This window comes from Streptomyces sp. NPDC050263 (assembly GCF_040655955.1).
Classification (GTDB): Bacteria; Actinomycetota; Actinomycetes; order Streptomycetales; family Streptomycetaceae; genus Streptomyces.
Window position 1 is genome coordinate 65,762 of record NZ_JBFAKW010000012.1, and the last position, 18,212, is coordinate 83,973.

At 71.7% G+C, this 18,212-nt stretch carries 16 protein-coding genes; 8 read left to right on the forward strand and 8 right to left on the reverse strand.

All coding sequences use genetic code 11. The features are described 5' to 3' along the window. Nucleotide 1: 1 nt before the first annotated feature. Nucleotides 2-1,129 (reverse strand): ferrochelatase, encoded by a 1,128-nt coding sequence (locus tag AB0J04_RS08135; RefSeq protein ID WP_363167527.1) that lies wholly within the window; start codon nt 1,127-1,129, stop codon nt 2-4. Nucleotides 1,130-1,365: 236 nt separating this feature from the next. Between AB0J04_RS08135 and AB0J04_RS08140 the strand changes: the two genes are divergently transcribed. The 3 genes from AB0J04_RS08140 (at nt 1,366) to sepH (ending at nt 5,389) form a co-directional block, all read left to right on the forward strand. Further along, nucleotides 1,366-2,604: an MFS transporter gene (locus AB0J04_RS08140; RefSeq protein WP_363167528.1), complete on the forward strand. Its 1,239-nt coding sequence runs from the start codon at nt 1,366-1,368 to the stop codon at nt 2,602-2,604. After that, nucleotides 2,564-3,883, forward strand: coding sequence for a D-arabinono-1,4-lactone oxidase (locus AB0J04_RS08145; RefSeq protein WP_363167529.1), 1,320 nt, complete (start codon nt 2,564-2,566; stop codon nt 3,881-3,883). Before AB0J04_RS08140 ends, AB0J04_RS08145 begins: the two co-directional genes overlap by 41 nt. A gap of 468 nt (nt 3,884-4,351) precedes the next feature. Further along, nucleotides 4,352-5,389 carry a septation protein SepH gene (sepH, locus tag AB0J04_RS08150; protein ID WP_363167530.1) on the forward strand — a complete coding sequence of 346 codons (1,038 nt, stop codon included), beginning with the start codon at nt 4,352-4,354 and terminating at the stop codon, nt 5,387-5,389. Between the two features lie 118 nt (nt 5,390-5,507). Here the strand turns inward: sepH and AB0J04_RS08155 are convergent, their stop codons facing one another. Next, a complete protein-coding gene (locus AB0J04_RS08155) occupies nt 5,508-6,359 on the reverse strand; it encodes a sulfurtransferase (protein ID WP_363167531.1) in 852 nt (283 codons plus the stop codon). Between AB0J04_RS08155 and AB0J04_RS08160 the strand changes: the two genes are divergently transcribed. Both AB0J04_RS08160 and AB0J04_RS08165 read left to right on the forward strand, forming a co-directional pair. Beyond that, nucleotides 6,358-6,498, forward strand: coding sequence for a hypothetical protein (locus tag AB0J04_RS08160; protein WP_363167532.1), 141 nt, complete (start codon nt 6,358-6,360; stop codon nt 6,496-6,498). The two genes, AB0J04_RS08155 and AB0J04_RS08160, sit on opposite strands and share 2 nt — an antisense overlap. A gap of 81 nt (nt 6,499-6,579) precedes the next feature. After that, the gene (locus tag AB0J04_RS08165; RefSeq protein ID WP_363167533.1) at nt 6,580-7,383 is read left to right on the forward strand and encodes a VOC family protein; all 804 of its coding nucleotides are present in this window, start codon (nt 6,580-6,582) and stop codon (nt 7,381-7,383) included. 22 nt (nt 7,384-7,405) lie between these two features. Here the strand turns inward: AB0J04_RS08165 and AB0J04_RS08170 are convergent, their stop codons facing one another. After that, nucleotides 7,406-8,047 carry a thymidine kinase gene (locus tag AB0J04_RS08170; RefSeq protein ID WP_363167576.1) on the reverse strand — a complete coding sequence of 214 codons (642 nt, stop codon included), beginning with the start codon at nt 8,045-8,047 and terminating at the stop codon, nt 7,406-7,408. Between AB0J04_RS08170 and AB0J04_RS08175 the strand changes: the two genes are divergently transcribed. Beyond that, nucleotides 8,027-8,530, forward strand: a complete 504-nt coding sequence (locus AB0J04_RS08175) for an integrase core domain-containing protein (protein WP_363167534.1) — start codon at nt 8,027-8,029, stop codon at nt 8,528-8,530. The two genes, AB0J04_RS08170 and AB0J04_RS08175, sit on opposite strands and share 21 nt — an antisense overlap. A 125-nt stretch (nt 8,531-8,655) precedes the next feature. Here AB0J04_RS08175 and AB0J04_RS08180 read toward each other — a convergent pair whose 3' ends face one another. Beyond that, entirely contained in the window at nt 8,656-9,720 is a 1,065-nt protein-coding gene (locus tag AB0J04_RS08180) for a S8 family peptidase (RefSeq protein WP_363167535.1), read from the reverse strand. Nucleotides 9,721-10,892: 1,172 nt separating this feature from the next. Between AB0J04_RS08180 and AB0J04_RS08185 the strand changes: the two genes are divergently transcribed. Together AB0J04_RS08185 and AB0J04_RS08190 are read left to right on the forward strand one after the other, a co-directional pair. Then, complete coding sequence (locus AB0J04_RS08185; protein ID WP_363167536.1) at nt 10,893-11,846, forward strand: FHA domain-containing protein; 954 nt, start codon at nt 10,893-10,895, stop codon at nt 11,844-11,846. 14 nt (nt 11,847-11,860) lie between these two features. After that, nucleotides 11,861-12,253 carry a hypothetical protein gene (locus AB0J04_RS08190; RefSeq protein ID WP_363167537.1) on the forward strand — a complete coding sequence of 131 codons (393 nt, stop codon included), beginning with the start codon at nt 11,861-11,863 and terminating at the stop codon, nt 12,251-12,253. Nucleotides 12,254-12,527: 274 nt separating this feature from the next. Here the strand turns inward: AB0J04_RS08190 and AB0J04_RS08195 are convergent, their stop codons facing one another. The 4 genes from AB0J04_RS08195 to AB0J04_RS08210 all read right to left on the reverse strand — a co-directional run bounded on the left by AB0J04_RS08195 (nt 12,528) and on the right by AB0J04_RS08210 (nt 18,108). Then, on the reverse strand, nt 12,528-13,178 hold the full coding sequence (locus AB0J04_RS08195) for a thymidine kinase (RefSeq protein ID WP_363167538.1): 651 nt from the start codon (nt 13,176-13,178) through the stop codon (nt 12,528-12,530). A 60-nt stretch (nt 13,179-13,238) separates the two neighbouring features. After that, nucleotides 13,239-14,429, reverse strand: a complete 1,191-nt coding sequence (locus AB0J04_RS08200; RefSeq protein WP_363167539.1) for a nucleotide pyrophosphatase/phosphodiesterase family protein — start codon at nt 14,427-14,429, stop codon at nt 13,239-13,241. After that, nucleotides 14,429-15,025 carry a DUF5998 family protein gene (locus tag AB0J04_RS08205; RefSeq protein ID WP_351909669.1) on the reverse strand — a complete coding sequence of 199 codons (597 nt, stop codon included), beginning with the start codon at nt 15,023-15,025 and terminating at the stop codon, nt 14,429-14,431. Before AB0J04_RS08205 ends, AB0J04_RS08200 begins: the two co-directional genes overlap by 1 nt. Before the next feature lie 269 nt (nt 15,026-15,294). After that, a complete protein-coding gene (locus tag AB0J04_RS08210) occupies nt 15,295-18,108 on the reverse strand; it encodes a GNAT family N-acetyltransferase (protein WP_363167540.1) in 2,814 nt (937 codons plus the stop codon). Nucleotides 18,109-18,212 lie beyond the last annotated feature (104 nt).

An 18,212-nucleotide genomic window follows, 5' to 3' on the forward strand; every position in this document is an offset into this window, starting at 1 on the left:
CTCACGCGTAGGGGCTGTCGGCGCCCGCGGCGGCGGGCCTGGGGGCGCGGGCGGGGCAGCAGCCGACCGGGCACAGGTTGTGGCTCGCGCCGAGTTGCCCGAGAGCGCACGGAGCGACCTCCACGCCGCTCTCCGCCTGCGCGCGTTCCAGGACGAGCTCGCGGATCGCGGCGGCGAAACGCGGATCGGCGCCGACGGTGGCCGAGCGGCGCACCGGCAGGCCGAGCTCCTCCGCCTTGGCCTTGGCCTCCGTGTCGAGGTCGTAGAGGACCTCCATGTGGTCGGAGACGAAACCGATGGGGGCCATCACGACGGCCGGGACGCCGGCCGCGTGCCGCTCCTCGAGGTGGTCGCAGATGTCCGGCTCCAGCCAGGGGATGTGCGGGGCGCCGGAGCGGGACTGGTAGACGAGCTGCCAGGGGTGGTCCACGCCGGTGCGCTCGCGGACGGCGTCGGCGACGAGCCGCGCGGTGTCCAGGTGCTGCTTCACGTACGCGCCGCCGTCGCCGTGGTCCTCCACGGGGCCGGAGCCGTCCGCGGCCGCGTTCGGGATCGAGTGGGTCGAGAACGCGAGGTGCGCGCCGTCACGGACGTCCTCGGGGAGGTCGGCCAGCGAGTGCAGCACCCCCTCGATCATGGGCTCCAGGAAGCCGGGGTGGTTGAAGTAGTGCCGCAGCTTGTCGACCTTGGGCGGGGCGAGGCCCTCGGCCGCCAGCTCGGCCAGCGAGTCGGCGAGGTTCTCGCGGTACTGGCGGCAGCCGGAGTACGAGGCGTACGCGCTGGTGGCGAGGACGAGGATGTGGCGGCGGCCGTCGGCGACCATCTCGCGCAGGGTGTCCGTGAGATACGGGGCCCAGTTGCGGTTGCCCCAGTAGATCGGCAGGTCCAGGCCGTGGTCGGCGAAGTCCTTGCGCAGGGCGTCCAGCAGCGCGCGGTTCTGGTCGTTGATGGGGCTGACCCCGCCGAAGAGGAAGTAGTGCTGCCCGACTTCCTTGAGGCGTTCCTTGGGGATGCCGCGCCCGCGCGTCACGTTCTCCAGGAACGGGACCACGTCGTCCGGGCCTTCCGGGCCGCCGAAGGAGAGCAGGAGCAGGGCGTCGTAGGGGGTGGCGTCGAGCACGTCTCGCATGAGTCGATCCTGCCACCCGGCTCTGACAGCCGGAAAACGGCGGGGGGACGGACGGGACAGCGACCCTCGCACACCAGTGCATTAGGGTTGCCTAAGTTCGTAAGCTGTATGAGGCGCGTTCACGCCTTACCGGTTCCGCCGGGCTCACCGCACGCGTCACCGAGTCCCGACGAACCGCCTTCCTTCACGCCGCGCCGAGCCGCCACGCGCGCGTGACCGGACCACCGGAGACCCCCGTGCCCAGCCCGTACCGCGCCCTGTTCGCCGCCCCCGGCTCCAAAGGCTTCTCCGCCGCGGGGTTCGTCGGCAGGATGCCGCTGTCGATGATGGGCATCGGCGTGGTCACGATGGTCTCCCAGCTCACGGGCCGCTACGGGCTCGCGGGCGCGCTGTCGGCGACCATCGCACTGGCGGCCGCCGCCTTCGGACCGCAGATCTCGCGTCTGGTGGACCTGCACGGTCAGCGCAGGGTGCTGCGCCCGGCCACGCTCGTCGCGCTCGCCGCCTCAACCGGACTGCTGCTCGCCGCCCACTACGAGTGGCCGGACTGGGTGCTGTTCGTGTGCGCCGCCGGCATCGGCACCGTGCCGAGCCTCGGCGCCATGATCAGGGCCCGCTGGGCGGCCGTGTACCGAGGCACTCCGCAACTGCACACGGCGTACTCCTTCGAGTCCGTGGTGGACGAGGTGTGCTTCATCTTCGGGCCGATCATCTCCATCGGTCTGTCCACCGCATGGTTCCCGGAGGCCGGACCGCTGCTGGCGGCGGGCTTCCTGGCCGTCGGCGTCTTCTGGCTGACCGCCCAACGGGCCACCGAGCCCGAGCCGCACCCGCGCGGGCAGCGCGCCGACGGTTCGGCACTGCGCTCGCCCGGCCTACAGGTCCTGGTGGCCACCTTCGTGGCGACCGGAACGATCTTCGGTGCGGTCGACGTGGTCACCATCGCCTTCGCCGAGGAGCAGGGCCACAAGGGCGCCGCCAGCGTCGTCCTTGCGGTGTACGCGGCGGGTTCCTGCGTGGCCGGGCTCGTGTTCGGCCTGCTGCACCTCAAGGGGGCGCCGGAACGTCGCTGGCTGCTGGGCGTGTTCATGATGGGCGTGAGTATGATCCCCCTCCTACTGGTCGGAAACTTGCCGTTTCTGGCCGTGGCGCTGTTCGTTGCGGGTCTGGCCATCGCTCCCACGATGATCACCACGATGTCCCTCATCGAAGAGCACGTACCACGTGCACAACTGACCGAGGGCATGACCTGGATCAGCACCGGGCTCGCGGTCGGGGTCGCGTTCGGCTCCGCCATCGCCGGCTGGGTCATCGACGCGGCCGGGGCGCGAGCCGGGTACGGGGTTCCGGCGGTGTCCGGAGCCGTCGCGGTCGCGGTCGGTTTCCTGGGGTACCGCCGGCTGAGCAGGCCGGCTCCGGGTCGGGGAGGCACCGTTGAGCAGCACAGCGAGCGGGAAGAACGGCACGTGGCGTAACTGGGGCGGCAACGTCGCCGCGCGCCCCGCGCGGGAGGTCATGCCCGCCTCCGTCGACGAACTGGCCGAGGCCGTGCGCCGGGCCGCCGAGGACGGGCTGAAGGTGAAGGCGGTCGGCAGCGGCCACTCCTTCACGTCGATCGCCGCGACCGACGGTGTGTTGATCCGCCCTCAACTGTTGACCGGCATCCGCAAGATCGACCGTGACGACTTGACCGTCACGGTGGAGGCCGGCACACCGCTCAAGAGACTCAACATGGCCCTCGCGCGCGAGGGCCTGTCGCTCACGAACATGGGCGACATCATGGAGCAGACGGTCTCCGGGGCCACCAGCACCGGCACCCACGGCACCGGCCGCGAGTCCGCGTCGATCGCGGCCCAGATCAAGGGCCTGGAACTGGTCACGGCCGACGGCTCTGTGCTCACCTGCTCCGAGAAGGACAACCCCGAGGTCTTCGCGGCCGCCCGGATCGGCCTGGGCGCTCTCGGCATCGTCACCGCCATCACCTTCGCCGTGGAGCCGATCTTTCTGCTCACCGCGCGCGAGGAGCCGATGCCGTTCGACAAGGTCCTCGCCGACTTCGACGAACTGTGGGCGGAGAACGAGCACTTCGAGTTCTACTGGTTCCCGCACACCGGCAGCACCAACACCAAGCGCAACAACCGCAGCGCCGGTCCGCGCAAGCCGGTGAGCCAGGTCGCGGGCTGGATCGAGGACGAGTTCCTCTCCAACGGCGTCTTCCAGGTGGCCCAGTGGGTCGGCCGCGCGGCGCCCGCCACGATCCCGACGATCGCCCGGGTCTCCAGCAAGGCCCTGTCCGCGCGCACCTACACCGACATCCCTTACAAGGTCTTCACGTCTCCGCGCCGGGTGCGGTTCGTGGAGATGGAGTACGCGGTCCCGCGCGAGGCGGTGACCGAGACGCTGAGCGAGCTCAGGTCCATGGTCGAACGCTCGCGTCTGCGGGTGAGCTTCCCCGTGGAGGTGCGCACCGCGCCCGCCGACGACATCACCCTGTCCACCGCCTCCGGCCGCGACAGCGCGTATATCGCCGTCCACATGGTCAAGGGCACTCCCTATCAGGGGTACTTCACCGCCGCGGAGCGCATCTTCACCGCGCACGAGGGCCGGCCGCACTGGGGCAAGGTGAACACGCGGGACGCGGAGTACCTCGCCGGGGTCTATCCGCGCTTCGGCGAGTTCACGGCGCTGCGGGACCGGCTGGACCCCGACCGCCGGTTCCAGAACGACTACTTGCGGAGGGTCCTGGGGGCGTAGGGACTCCGGAGGCGGACTCCGCGACCGGCGGTGTCCGCCTCCTCGATCGAATCAGGCCATTCGCGCGTATCGGGAACCTTCGGGAGATTGCGTGAAGTACGCCACCTCCAAGATCGCAAAAAGTCCGCAAGAGGCGGCCAAGTCCCACCTCTTGCGAGAAGTTGAGTGGCGCGCCAATCCACGCACGTGGCCCAAATGGAGTACTGTTGCGAGCCCTGGGCCCGGTCTCCCGCCAGGATGTCCGGAGCCTCGCCGGACCGCCTGAAGGGGGGCTAGTTGCACAGGGTGATGGTGTTGGTCACTCAGCGTGGCGAATAGGTAACCGTGCCATAACGGCGAGGCAGGGCCTGTGCCCGACACGCCGGGCAACTCGGCAAGGTTGTGGCAGGCTGCACCCGGGCAGGCCACACTCGACTAGCGGAAGCAGCGACGCACGTGACGTCGGCAGGCACCACCCGGGAGGTCCCCATGCCCGAACTGCGTGTCGTGGCCGTCTCGAATGACGGCACACGGCTGGTGCTGAAGGCTGCGGACAGCACGGAGTACACGCTTCCGATCGACGAGCGTCTGCGCGCCGCCGTACGCGGCGACCGTCCCCGCCTCGGCCAGATCGAGATCGAGGTGGAGAGCCATCTCCGCCCCCGCGACATCCAGGCGCGTATACGTGCCGGTGCGACCGCGGAAGAAGTCGCGCAGATGGCCGGCATCCCCGTCGACCGTGTGCGCCGCTTCGAGGGCCCCGTGCTGGCCGAGCGAGCCTTCATGGCCGAGCGGGCCCGGAAGACTCCGGTCCGTCGGCCCGGAGAGAACGCCGGGCCACAGCTCGGCGAGGCCGTCCAGGAACGGCTGTTGCTCCGCGGCGCCGAGAAGGACACCGTCCAGTGGGACTCGTGGCGTCGCGACGACGGCACCTGGGAAGTCCTGCTGGTCTACCTGGTCGCGGGCGAACCCCACTCGGCGAGCTGGACGTACGACCCGCCCCGGCGGCTCGTCCAGGCCGTCGACGACGAGGCGCGCTCGCTGATCGGCGAGTCCGACGACCTGGCCGCCCCCGAGCCCAGCTTTCCCTTCGTCCCGCGTATCGCACGGCTGCCCCGCGACCGTCCGCTGGACCGCACCCTCGACCGGCCGAGCCTGCCCGCCCAGCCGTCCGAGTCGGCCGAGGAGAGCACGGCCGAGCGGGAACGCGACTCGCTGACCAGCCTGTTGGAGGCGGTGCCGAGTTTCCGGGGCGACATGGTCGTCCCGGAGCGCCCGGCGGAGCCCGTCACGGAGGAGCCCGACGAGCAGGAGCCGGGCGCCGAGGAGCCCCCGGCGCCCGCCGCCTCCGCCGGTTCCGCCTACGCGGACGTCCTCATGCCGCGTTCCGTCGGAAGCCATCGCGACCGTCTCATCGGAGCCACCGACCGCCAGGCCGAGGCGGACGGCGTCCGTCCGGGCCGCCGCGCCGCGGTGCCGAGCTGGGACGAGATCGTGTTCGGCACCCGGCGGAAGAAGCAGGAGTAAGCGGCCCTCGGGCAACTCGCCCGGGGCGTCCGCCGGTTCGCGGTTCTCGGTTCGCACACCGGTACATACGTAGGGGAGGGCCGCACCTGTTCGGTGCGGCCCTCCCCTACGTATGGAGTCACTGCGGATCGGGGCCCACGGCGACCGGCCGGTCCGGGTCCGAGGACCACTCCGACCAGGACCCGACGTACAGGGCCGCCGGGATCTCCGCGACCGCCAGCGCCAGCACCTCGTGAGCCCCGGAGACGCCCGAGCCGCAGTACACGCCGACCTCGGTGCCGTCCGACGCCCCCAGGGCCTTGAAGCGGTCCCTCAGGTCCTCCACGGGCAGAAAGCGGCCGTCCGGGCCCACATTGTCGTTCGTGGGCGCGGACACGGCGCCCGGGATGTGTCCGCCGACACGGTCGATCGGCTCGACCTCGCCCCGGTACCGCTCCCCCGCGCGGGCGTCGAACAGCACTCCGGAGCGCGCCAGGGCCGCGGCCCCGTCCGCGTCGAGGAGGCCCACGGCACCCGGCGCCGGCTCGAAGTCGCCCTCCACGCGCGCGTGGACGCCCACCGAGAGATCGCCCCGCCACGACGGCAACCCGCCGTCGAGGACCCGCACGTCCGGGTGACCCGTCCAGCGCAGCAGCCACCACGCGCGGGCCGCCGCCCAGCCCTGCCCGCCGTCGTAGACGATCACTGGACGGCCGGCCGAGACACCCGCCCGGCGCATCGCCGCGCCGAACTCGGCAAGGTCCGGCAGCGGGTGCCGGCCACGGCCTCCGGGCGCGCCCGCGAGCTCCCGGTCCAGGTCCACGTAGGCCGCGCCCGGCACGTGTCCGGCCTCGTACGCGGCCCGGCCGTCGAACGGCGGCTCCCCGGCCGCCTTGGCCACGCTGAGCTGCCAGCGGACGTCGAGGACGACGGGCGGGTGCTCCCCCGCCAGGTCGCCGGCCAGTTCCGATGCGGTGATGATGGCGTTCATGGCCACCATCCTGGCGCACGGGGTGGCCCCGTCGCTCATGTCCGGCTACTCTGCTCGGCCGGACAGGCTCGATCACGAGGCGTGCGGAGTCGAGCACATGCCGTACATGCGATCGACATACGGCGACAACCGCGCGTAAACCGTTGAGAAACCCCCCATCAGGCATCCTCCGAGGGCGGAAGCGAAGCGGCCACCAGAAGTGGCCGAGGAGAGAGTGACGATGACCGAGGCAGGCGGGTCGACCGGCCCGATCGGCGCAGCACACACTCGGTATGCGCCCGGTACACCCTGCTGGGTGAGTCTGATGGCGCACGGATTGACCGCGACGCAGGAGTTCTACGGCGGGCTGTTCGGCTGGGAGTTCCAACCCGGACCGCACCAGCTCGGCCCCTACATGCGGGCGCTGCTCGACGGCGAGGAGGTGGCCGGCATCGGCCAACTGGCCCCGGACCGCCACCTCCCCGTCGCCTGGACGCCCTATCTCGCCTCGGACGACGTGGACAGGACCGCCGAAACGATCCGGTTGTGCGGCGGCACGGTCGGGGTCGGTCCCTTGGACGCCTCCGCCGCCGGACGCCTGGCGATCGGCTCGGACCCCTCCGGCGCGGTCTTCGGCGTCTGGCAGGCCGCCGCCCACATCGGCACGGGCATCACCGGCGTACCCGGCACCCCCGCCTGGTACGAGCTGACGACCTTCGAGACCGCGGGCGTCCACAAGTTCTACGAGACGGTGTTCGGCTACGACGAGGAGGCGACCGTGGCCGCCGACCTCGACTACGTGACGCTGAACGTCGCCGGCCGCCCGGTCGCCGGCATCCACGGCGTGGGGCCCGCGCTGCCCCGGGACCAGGGGCCGCACTGGACGACGTACTTCGAGGTGGCCGACACGGACGCGGCGCTCGCCCTGGTCGTCGACCTGGGCGGGCACGTCCTCGAGCCGGCCCAGGACAGCGCGCACGGGCGCGTGGCGACCGTGGCCGACCCCGAGGGGGCCCGCTTCTCCCTGATCCAGGGACCGCGGTGAGGGGCGGTTCCCCGAGCCGGTCCTAGACCTGCTGGACCGGCAGCACGTCCGGCGACAGGGCCGCCGCCCGGGCCGACGCCGAGGCCATACGGCGTCGGTGGTGGCGTCGGCACAGCACCTCGTAGCCGACCGTGTCCGCCTGGTCGACGTCGCCGACGACGACCTGCGCGCCCTCGACGACCATGGCCCCGCCCACTGTGCGGGCGTTGTGCGTGGCGCGGGCGCCGCACCAGCACAGGGCCTCGACCTGGAGGACCTCCACGCGGTCGGCGAGTTCGACGAGCCGCTGGGAGCCGGGGAACAGTTTGGAACGGAAGTCGGTGGTGATACCGAAGGCGTAGACGTCGATGTCCAGGTCGTCGACCACGCGCGCGAGCTGATCGATCTGCTCCTCGGCGAGGAACTGCGCCTCGTCCGCGATCACGTAGTCCGCGCGGCCGCCGTGCGCGAGGTGGTCGACGAGAGAGGCGTACACGTCCTGACCGTCCTCGACCTCGACCGCGTCGGTGACCAGGCCGAGCCGGAAGGACAGCTTGCCCTCGCCCGCCCGGTCGTCGCGGGTGAAGATCATGCCCTGCAGCCCGCGCGCGGAGCGGTTGTGCTCTGTCTGCAGAGCCAGCGTCCTTTTGCTTGACCATCCACCATGTTCCGGGGAGCCGTAGATACGGGCCTTGGCAGATCGCGCCAAGGGAGGATACTCACGGAGTTCCGGACCGACCCCGAGTGCACCCGAGGCGTTTCCGCAGTCGGTGACCGCCGTCGAGATCGAGACACTCTGCCGCCGGACCTTCGGAGCGAACCCGACGGTGCCCTCCGCGACCGAGCTGGGCACCGGGGATGCACACATCCGAGGCGTTCCAGCAGTCGTGCTGCCGCTGGGGCGTGGCGCAGTCGATGGGGCGCGTCGGGTCGGCCCTGGACAACGCCGCCGCGGAGTCGTTCCACTCGGTCCTCAAGGTTCGAGTACATCCACCGGCACACCTTCGCCACCCGCGCCGAGGCCCGGCTGAAGACCGCGACGTGGATCGCTGACTTCTACAACACGAAACGCCGTCACAGCGCAGCCGGCGGGAAGCCGCCCGTCGAGTTCGAACGGATCATCCAGGAAGCGCGAGCCCGGACCGATCAGGAAGGCCGGGCCGCATAACCAACGTCTCTACGAAAACTGGGGATTGACACAAGCGTACGGCGCGGTGGCTGAGCGGCTTGCGCCCGCCGTGCCATTGAGGCGCGGCGCCTGGGTGACCGTGCGGCCGGGGCGGCTGGGGCAGGTCAGAGGCCGCCGGTGTTGAGCAGCCGGTTGGGGGTGTCGGAGCGGACGCCGCGTACGACGCCGCGGGTGGCCGTGCGGTCGAGCCAGACGTGGACTTGGTCGGCCGTGGCGTGCGGGTGTGCCGACAGGTACAGCGCGATCACGCCGGTCGCGTGCGGTGCGGCCCAGGACGTCGCACCGCCGGTCTCCGTGACCGTACCGCCGCCGGCAAGGGCCGAGGTCACCTTCTGGCCGGGGGCGTACAGGTCGACGCACCGTCCATAACCCGAGCCGTAGGAGCCGCCGTCGCTCCACGCTCGGTCGTTCGAAGTGGAGGCCGCCACGACGATGGTGCCGGGGACGCCGGCCGGGGAGTGCTTGCAGGCGTCGTCATGGAAATTGCCGGCCGACACCACCGTCGGGATCCCCGCATCGACCATCTTCTTCACGGCGGACTCCAGCGCCGCCGACCGGTGGTCGAGGTTGAGCGACATGTTCACCACCGCCGGCTTCTGCGCGTGCGCGGTAACCCACTTGACCGACTTCACGAGCGCCGCCTCGGCCGCCGCCGACGAACCGCCGCCCCCGCTCTCGCACAGGATGCCCTGGACCCGTACCAGCTCCGCCTTGGGCGCCACCCCGTACTTCGCCCCGCCGATGACGCCGGCGACGAACGTGCCGTGGCCGGTCCCCTCCTCGCTGAAGCAGTCACCGGAGTCCTTCGGGCCCACAAAGTCGGCGCCGAGGTGGGCGCGTCCGCCGAACTCCTTGTGGGCAATGTCCATCCCGGTGTCGATCACATAGACGTGCACGCCCTTGCCCGTGGCGGTGGTGGTGAGCTTCCCGTTCAGCGGACGCGACCGCTGGTCCAGGATGTCCAGGTTCCACGGCACGTTCCGGGTGACGCGCGCCGCCGCGGCCGGTGCGGCCAGCTTCTCCAGGCCGGCGTCAGGCACCGCCGCCGAGCCGGACGGCGTCCCGCCCCCTGAGGCCGCCGCGCCGGCTTCCCCGCCACAGGCCGAGGCCCCGAACACCGTCACCATGGCCACCGCGATGAGACCGGCCTTCGTCACATTCCGCGTCACGACGTCCCCCACTTGCCCGTTTCGTACACAGTCAGCGCACAAGACGAGCACAGGGGGCGAGCGGTTCCGGCGAGGCGTGCGGGTGGGTCGGTGCACGCGCTCGACGGAACCTGTCCGGCTGCGCACCGGTAAGGCCCCCGGACACGATCCCACGGGACCGGGGCGTCGTGGATGTCAGAGCAGTAGGCGACGCCCGAGATACCGCGCGCTCTCAGCGCCGGGTGATAACTGGTTCAACCCACGCCGACACGCACCCACGGGTGGGAGATCCGCTTGCAGTCGAGAACGAACGCGTGGGAGCCGTGACGCCGGGCTCGGTGAAAGCTCTGCGGCCCCGGGAGCAGCACTGACAGACTCGGGTGCGTGGGGCTTCCGAGCGGCCGCTGGACAATCGCCCGCTCTGCCGGACGCGCTCCGCGACCTGCCAGTCCGGGGCCTGGAAGAACCTGCGTCGTCGAGTGGAATCGGGAGGACCGGCTTCGTCTGTCTCCAACGCCACGGTGACCACATCCGGCGGGGAGATCTCGGAGAGGCCGAAGGCCCAGCTTCGACGTCCCGCGAGCTCGACGCCGTTACCTTCGGCGACCCGCTGTACGGCTCGTTCTGACCCGTACACATACCGGCCGCCCCCAGGCGTACCGGCGCCAGGCGAAGAAGAAGATCGCCGCGCTGTGGGTGAGCATCGGCTTCCAGCGATTGGGCGGGGACCCGGCCGGGGTGGCCCTGGCCGACGTGCCGGAGGCCAAGCGGCCCGGTACCCGCCTCACGCTGCTTGTGGCGCTGGTGCTGTACCGGATCACCGACGCCGACGTGGCTGCCTGGCGAGCGGGCCGAGGCGAGCGGACAGGCAGCACAGACAGTGACCTGACCCGCGGCCCAGCCTTCGGCGCGATCACGGTGCTGCTGCGGCGTCCTGGATCAAGGCGCCGTGGATCGCGGAGAGCCGGGCGGCCGGACGGGCACGGGCCGGAGTCGCGGAGACCAGCCCGTCGGGATCGGAGAGCTGCGGACCGAGGGGACGGCGGCCGAACGCACTGCCGAGTTCCGGCCGTCCGGGATGCTGTGGCAGGACGGGGCCGATCGGCCTTTACTGGAAGGTGAGGACCACCAGAATAGGCGACCGAATCGTTTCGCCCGACGCCTGATGCTTCGCCAAGGCAGGAGGTCGTGCCATGGACCCGCATCTGCGAGAGCGCGACCTACCGCACCTCGTGGTCGACCGCCCGGACCGGCTGCGCGGCCGGGTCTTCGTCCTCGACGACCAGCCGATGCTGGTCGGGCGGGACTCCGACTGCCAGATCCAGGTGGGCGATCCGGGCGTCAGCCGGCGGCACGCGGTGGTGTGGCGGGCCTCGGGCCGGACCACCGTCGAGGATCTGGCCTCCGCCAACGGCACCATGCTGAACGGTCACCCGGTGCTCGGGCAGCAGGTGCTGCACTCGGGCGACGTACTGGATTTTGGGCCCTTAGAGGTGCATTACGAAGAGCTGCGCCCCGCCGACCGGACCGTTCAGACCCCGAAGCCCGGGGCCGGCGGCACCCTGGGCGGTACCTCGAACACCATGCCGGGCTGGGGCCCCGCCCCTGAGCCCGGGCCCACGCCTCACGGCGCTCCCGCCGCAGGGCCGCCACCCTCCGGCCCGCCGGGCCGCCCGGCACCGCGCGAGGCCGGCCGTACGCCGCCCGGCGGCGAGCGGCGGTTCGACATCGGGGAGCAGCAGGCCGACCGGCTGAGCAACATCGCCGGGGACCAGTACAACTACGTTCAGCAGGCGCAGCGCGAGAGCTTTTTCCAGGAGATCGCCGCGACCCGTACCAGGGCGCGACACCTGATCATGCTCGGCTTCCTGCTCTTTGTGGTCGGGGGCGGGATCTACGGCTGGGTGATCATTCGATCCGTTGTCAGGACCACCGACGATATTTCGTCCGGGAGTTCGAACTTCGACTCCTCCCCAGAGCTGCTCGGCCCGAAGGTGGCCGGGGTGCCGGTAGGGGCGGTCGGGTTCGCGATGGCGGCTATCGGGACGGTTCTGACGGTCATCGGGATCGTTCTGCACATCGTGACGACGTCCCGGCGCCGCCGCTTCGAGGATGCCGAGCGGCAGGCGTCCTGGCGGCAGCGGTGAGGAGATGGGGAGCCATGGCCTTCAACATCGGCAACCAGCAGGGCGGCGTGGTCAACAACGTCGCCGGGAACCAGACCGTTCACGGTGGTCAGTCGGCCGTCTTCACGGCGGGCGGGCAGGAGGTGCGCGGCCTGGTCCGGGAACTGAGGGCGTCGATCGAGCGGACGGCGCTGCCGCCGGCAATCGAGCCCGAGGTGCGGGCCGAGCTGGACTCGCTGGACGAGGAGGTCGCCCGGCCGGAGCCGGACCGGGAGGCAGTGGCGGGCCGGCTCGGCCGGATCACCCGGCTGCTGTCCTCGGCGGGTGCGCTGGCCACGGCGAGCACCGGGCTGATCGGGCCGCTCGGAGCGCTCGCGGGCTGGCTCGGCGCACTCGGCCAGCCGATCTTGCGGGCGATCGCAGGCTGATGGGAGGAGGCTGACGGAGAGGGCCTTTGCCCAGGGAAACTTCAGCCGACGCCTCCTCCGATCACTCAACCAGACGCCAGCACCTCCCCGGGGAGCAAAGACTCCACAGGCGCAGGCGAGCACAGCGGCTACGTCAGGAGGGCTGGACGCCGTCCTCGACACCTACGAACAGCCTTGGCCGCCGGCGCAACCGACGGACACCGGGTGCAGGCGGCGACCGAGAGGCGCTGCAGACCACCGCACGCTGAATCACGGCCTGTTCGGCCGACAACCCTCAGTCAGAGGCCACTGGCAGGACGTCCGGCGACAGCGCGCCGGCGCCGGCGGAAGCGCTCGTCATACGGCGCTGATGGTGGCGCCGGCACAACACCTCATAGCCGACCTCCGCCGCGGGGCTGCTCACGTCACCGACAACGACCTGCTCACCTTCCACCACCATCTCGCCGTCCACCGTGCGGGCATTGTGCGTGGCACGCGCCCCGCACCAGCACATCGCCTCCACCTGGAGCGTCTCAATGCGGTCCGCCAGCTCGATCAGCCGCCGCGAGCCAGGAAAGAGCTTCGTGCGGAAGTCGGTGGTGATACCGAAGGCGAAGACATCCATGCCCAAGTCATCCACGACCCGCGCCAACTGGTCGATCTGCACCGGCGCCAGGAACTGCGCCTCGTCCACGATCACGTAGTCGACCCTGCCACCATGGGACACCCGGTCGACGACATAGGCGTACAGATCCATGCCCGGCACCGCCTCGACCGCGTCGGTCACCAGCCCCAGCCGTGAAGACAGCTTCCCCTCCCCCGCACGGTCGTCCCGAGTGAAGATCAGACCCTGCAGCCCCCTCGCCGACCGGTTGTGCGCAATTTGCAACGCCAGCGTCGACTTCCCGCAGTCCATGGTTCCGGAGAAGAACACCAGCTCGGGCATGGGGAGTCGAACGCCTTTCGGTGAAGGGGGGCAGAAACGGTTCTGGGAGGGTCCGGGACCTCAGGAGCGTACTTCGAGCAGGGGCACCAGCTGCTCGGCAGGGGTCATCGAACCGTGGTTGCCGACCATCGCCGACTCCTTGGGCTCCCGCTCGGAAGCGATGATCAGGACGTCGTCCCGGGCGGCTGCGACCACATCGCCGAGGCGGGCGTGCACCCGCTCGTCGACCTGCGGCCCGAACCAGCCCGCGGCGATCGCCTCGTCCCGGGAGGCCACCCAGAACTGTTCGCCGAGCACCTCGCGCCAGCAGGTCAGAACGTCGTTCTCGGCGCCCGGCACGGCGTAGACATGGCGGGCGCGGCCCTCGCCGCCCAGCAGGGCGACTCCGGCGCGCAGTTCCCAGTCCGCGTCGAAGTCGATGCGGTGTTCGTCGTCGAAGGGCACGTCGACCATGCCGTGGTCGGCGGTGACATAGAGCGCGCTGCGCGGCGGCAGTTGCTCGGCGAGACGCTGGACGAGCCGGTCGACGTACATGAGCTGTCCGCGCCAGGTGTCGGAGGCGACGCCGTAGCGGTGCCCGGCGCCGTCGAGTTCGGCGTAGTACGTGTAGACGAGGGAGCGGTCGCCGGCGGCGAGCTGCTCGGCGGCGAGGTCCATGCGCTCCTCGCCGGTCAGCCGCCCGTGAAACGTTCCGCCACTGAGCGCGACCTTGGTGAGCGGGGTGTTCTGGAACGCGGGGGACGACACCTGGGCGGCGTGCACACCCGCCTCCTGGGCAAGCTGGAAGACCGTGGGATACGGCTGCCAGGCGGCCGGCGAGGTCCACGGCTGCCAGCGGAGCTGGTTCATCAGCGCGCCGGTGGCCGGGTTGCGCACGGTGTAGCCGGGCAGGCCGTGCGCGCCGGGCGGGAGGCCGGTGCCGACGGAGGCGAGGGAGGTCGCGGTGGTCGCCGGATAGCCGGCGGTCAGCGGACGTCCGGTGCCGCCGCGCGAGCTGCCGAGGAGCGCGTGCAGATACGGCGCCTCTTCGGGGTGGTCCTTGATCTGCTCCCAGCCGAGGCCGTCGATCAGGAAGACGCAGTTGCGGTCGGCCGGGGTCAGCTCGCCGATCGCCGCGGTCGTGCCGGGTACGCCCATGCCCGCGGCCAGCGTGGGCAGCAGGTCGGCAAGGGAGCCGGAGCCGTACTCGGGGACGGGGGCGGAGCCGACGGCGAGGGGTTCGGGGAAGTCCCAGGGGGCGGACTGTGCCATCAGCGGGTGACGTCCGCTGTCGCCTCGGAGAGCGACTGCGCGAAGGCGAGCGTCTGGCGCACCGTCTCCGGGCCGTCCCCGGCCTCGCTGACCCGCAGGCTGAGGTCGTCCGCCGTCGAGTTGCCGGTGTAGCCGTGATCGGCGTCGCAGTTGGGGTCGCCGCAGGCGGCGGGTTCCAGGTCGATGCGGGAGACGGCGCCCCAGCCGATGGTCAGCACGACCTCGCGCGGCAGGGTGCCCGGCGCATACGACTCGGGGTTCGCGACCACGCGGCTGAGGACGACCGAGGAGATCCGGCCGAGCTTCACCGATTCCGTGGACGTCGTGGCGTACGGCGTCGGGGAGGTGGTGTCGGCGGCCTGCTCGTCGGTGTGGCTGACGATGAAGCGGTTGCCGGTGAGGACCAGCACGGTCACGTGCCGACGCACCTCGTTCTGGTCGAACGTGGTCTCCTGGTGGACCAGGTACGACCGGATCGGCTCGCCGCCCACAGCGGCCTCCACCGCCTCGGCCACGAGGGCCGGGTAGTAGCCGCTGCGCTCGATCGCCGCGCGCAGCCCCTGGGTCGTCGTACTGGTCTTGGCCATGCCCTCCATCCTACGGGGACCCACTGACTGCGAGGCACCGGTCACGACCGCTTCGGCGGGCCGATCCGTCGGCGCCTCGGAGGCCGCGCCCGTGGAGCGAACCGCTGCCCGGGCGTCGCGCCTCGCGCGCGTGCCCAAGATTCGGCCGTCACGAGGCAGGCGACGGGCTCGGGCCCGCCCGCGTCCGCCTCGAACGCGACCACGGCCGATGGACGTTCGCAGCAGTTCGTCACAGCGGCTCGTCGGGGCGGCTCGTCGGGGCGGGCTCCCTGAAGGCCTCAGTACGTCGGCAGGGTCCTCGGTCCGAGGTCGTCGCGCGCGGGCGGGGGCGCGAGGCGGATGGAGGCGCCCAGGACGCTCAGGCCGTGCGGGGCGACGACGACGGGCTCCAGGGTGACCGCGACGACCTCGGGGTGGTCGTCGACCAGCCGGGACACCCGCAGCAGCAGCTCCTCCAGGGCGGGGGTGTCGACGGGCGTCGAACCGCGCCAGCCGAAGAGGAGCGGGGCGGTCCGGATGGAGCGGATCAACGAGGTCGCGTCGCGGTCGGTGACCGGAACCAGGCGGTGCGCCATGTCCCCGAGCAGCTGCGAGGCGGCCCCGGCGAGCCCGAAGGAGAGCACGGCGCCGGCCGCCGGGTCGATGACCGCGCGGACGACTGTGTCGACCCCGCGCGGCGCCATCGCCTGGACGACCGGGCGGAGCTCCTCCGGCCCGCCGAAGAGCTCGGTCAACTCGGCGTACGCGCGGCGCAGTTGCTCCTCGTCGGCCAGGTCGAGGCGTACGCCTCCCAGGTCGGCGCGGTGGCGCAGGTGCGGGGCGGTCGCCTTGAGGGCGACGGGGTAGCCCAGGGCGCCCGCGGCCCGCGCGGCCTCGTCGGGGGTGAGCGCGGGCATCGCCCTGCGGGTGCGGATGCCGTAGCGGCCGAGCAGCTCGCAGGTCTCCTCCGTGCCGAGGGTGAGGCCCTGCCCGCGCGCGAGGAGCCCGCCGATCAGTGCGGCGGCGCCCTTCTCGTCGATGTCCTCGTACTCGGGCACCTTGCCGGGGTCCGCCGCCTCGCGCCGCCACTGGGCGTACTTCACCGCCTCGGCGAGGGCGCGGACGGCGCGTTCGGCGGCGGGGTAGGCGGGGATGAGGTGTGCTCCCTCGGGTGCTTCGACGGCGGCGGGCTGCGGTGTCCCGACGCCTTCCGTCTCGGCACGCGCGCGTGAGACCGCTTCGGCGCGCGGTGCGGTGCTCGTCGCGGCGGACAGGGCTGCCGCGAGGCCGCCGAGTTCCACGTGCACGACGAGCACCGGTTTGGCGGGCGCCGCGGCCGCGGCCGAGCGAAGGGCCTGGGCGAGTTCCCCGTCCCCGGGCGACACCTCGCCGATCGCCGGGATCGCCGTCACGACCACCGCGTCGCACGTCTCGTCGGCCAGCGCCCGGGCCAGGGCGGCGTGGAAGTCCTCCGCCGACGCCTCCGTCGTCAGGTCGAGCGGGGGCAGCGGACGCAGCCCCTCCGAGAGACAGGCGTCGTACGTCAGCTGCCCCAGCGACTCGGAGTTGCCGAGGATCGCGACCCGCGGTCCCGTCGGCAGCGGCTGGCGGGCGAGCAGCAGGCCTGCGTCGACCAGTTCGGTGATGGTGTCCACCCGGATCACGCCGGCCTGTCGCAGGAGCGCCGACACCGTGGCATGGGGCAGCCGCGTCGCCCGCACGGTGTGCCCCTGGGGGGCGGAGCCGGCGCCCTGGACGACCACCAGGGGCTTGGCGGCCGCCGTGCGCCGAGCGAGGCGGGTGAACTTGCGCGGGTTGCCGATGGACTCCAGGTACATCAGGGCGACGTCGGTGTCGGGATCGTCGTACCAGTACTGGAGGACGTCGTTGCCGGAGACGTCCGCGCGGTTGCCGGAGGATACGAAGGTCGACACGCCGGTGACTCCGGTGACGCCGCCGCCGCGCCGGTGGAGCCGGGAGAGCAGGGCGATGCCGATGGCCCCGGACTGGGCGAACAGGCCGATCCGGCCGGGCCTCGGCATCTCCGGGGCGAGCGAGGCGTTGAGCCGCACCTGGGGGGAGGTGTTGATGACCCCGAACGCGTTGGGGCCGATGATCCGCATGCCGTACGCGCGCGCGTGCCGGACGAGTTCGCGCTGGCGCTCGCGCCCTTCGGGGCCGCTCTCCGCGTAGCCGGCGGAGAGGACGACGAGTCCCTGCACGCCGTGTTCGCCGCACTCGGCGACGGCCTCGGGCACCTGCTCGGCCGGGACGGCGACGACCGCGAGGTCGACGGGTTCCGCTATGTCGCGCACCGAGCGGTGCGCGGGCACCGAGTCGAGTTCCTTCAGGTCCTCGGGGAAGGCCTTGTTCACGGCGTAGAGGCGTCCGGTGAAGCCGGCTGCCCGGAGGTTGCCGAGGACGCTCCGGCCGACGCCGCCCGGGGTGCGGCCGGCGCCGACGACGGCCACCGAGCCGGGCGCCAGCAGCCGTCGTACGGAGTGGGCCTCGGCGCGCTGCTCCCGCGCGCGCTGCACGGCGACGGAGCGCTCGGTGGGTTCGAGGTCGAACTCGAGGCGGACGACGCCGTCCTCGAAGTGGCGCTGCTGGGTGTAGCCGGCGTCCGTGAACACCTTGATCATCTTGCTGTTGGCGGGGAGCACCTCGGCGGCGAAGCGGCGGATGTCGCGTTCGCGTGCCACGGCCGCGATGTGTTCGAGGAGCGCGGAGGCGACACCGCGCCCCTGATGGGCGTCCTGCACGAGGAAGGCGACCTCGGCCTCGTCGGCGGGCGCGGAGGCGGCCATGCCGTCGGCGCCAATCCGGTCATAGCGTACGGTTGCGATGAACTCGCCGCCGATGGTGGCCGCGAGTCCCACCCGGTCCACAAAGTCGTGGTGCGTGAAGCGGTGGACGTCCTTTGCGGACAGGCGCGGGTAGGGCGCGAAGAAGCGGTAGTACTTCGACTCGTCCGAGACCTGCTCGTAGAAGCTGACCAGGCGCTCGGCGTCGTCGACGGTGATGGGGCGGATGCGTGCGGTGCCGCCGTCGCGCAGCACCACGTCGGCCTCCCAGTGGGCGGGGTACTCGTGCCGGTCCGACGCGCTCTGCATGGGGCCCAGAGTACGGCTCGCGTACGACAACGGCGCGAGGCAGTCTGTTGAGGACGCACGTCGGATCGAGGCCGCGATCCGACGACCACGTCGGGAGGGGACCG

Bases quoted from the DNA above. Each gene is read 5' to 3' on its own strand.
- AB0J04_RS08135 (WP_363167527.1), bottom strand. From the start codon at position 1,129: ATGCGAGACGTGCTCGACGCCACCCCCTACGACGCCCTGCTCCTGCTC.
- sepH (WP_363167530.1), top strand. From the start codon at position 4,352: ATGCCCGAACTGCGTGTCGTGGCCGTCTCGAATGACGGCACACGGCTG.
- AB0J04_RS08160 (WP_363167532.1), top strand. From the start codon at position 6,358: ATGGCCACCATCCTGGCGCACGGGGTGGCCCCGTCGCTCATGTCCGGC.
- AB0J04_RS08155 (WP_363167531.1), bottom strand. From the start codon at position 6,359: ATGAACGCCATCATCACCGCATCGGAACTGGCCGGCGACCTGGCGGGG.
- AB0J04_RS08165 (WP_363167533.1), top strand. From the start codon at position 6,580: ATGACCGAGGCAGGCGGGTCGACCGGCCCGATCGGCGCAGCACACACT.
- AB0J04_RS08175 (WP_363167534.1), top strand. From the start codon at position 8,027: ATGTTCCGGGGAGCCGTAGATACGGGCCTTGGCAGATCGCGCCAAGGG.
- AB0J04_RS08185 (WP_363167536.1), top strand. From the start codon at position 10,893: ATGGACCCGCATCTGCGAGAGCGCGACCTACCGCACCTCGTGGTCGAC.
- AB0J04_RS08190 (WP_363167537.1), top strand. From the start codon at position 11,861: ATGGCCTTCAACATCGGCAACCAGCAGGGCGGCGTGGTCAACAACGTC.
- AB0J04_RS08195 (WP_363167538.1), bottom strand. From the start codon at position 13,178: ATGCCCGAGCTGGTGTTCTTCTCCGGAACCATGGACTGCGGGAAGTCG.
- AB0J04_RS08200 (WP_363167539.1), bottom strand. From the start codon at position 14,429: ATGGCACAGTCCGCCCCCTGGGACTTCCCCGAACCCCTCGCCGTCGGC.
- AB0J04_RS08205 (WP_351909669.1), bottom strand. From the start codon at position 15,025: ATGGAGGGCATGGCCAAGACCAGTACGACGACCCAGGGGCTGCGCGCG.
- AB0J04_RS08210 (WP_363167540.1), bottom strand. From the start codon at position 18,108: ATGCAGAGCGCGTCGGACCGGCACGAGTACCCCGCCCACTGGGAGGCC.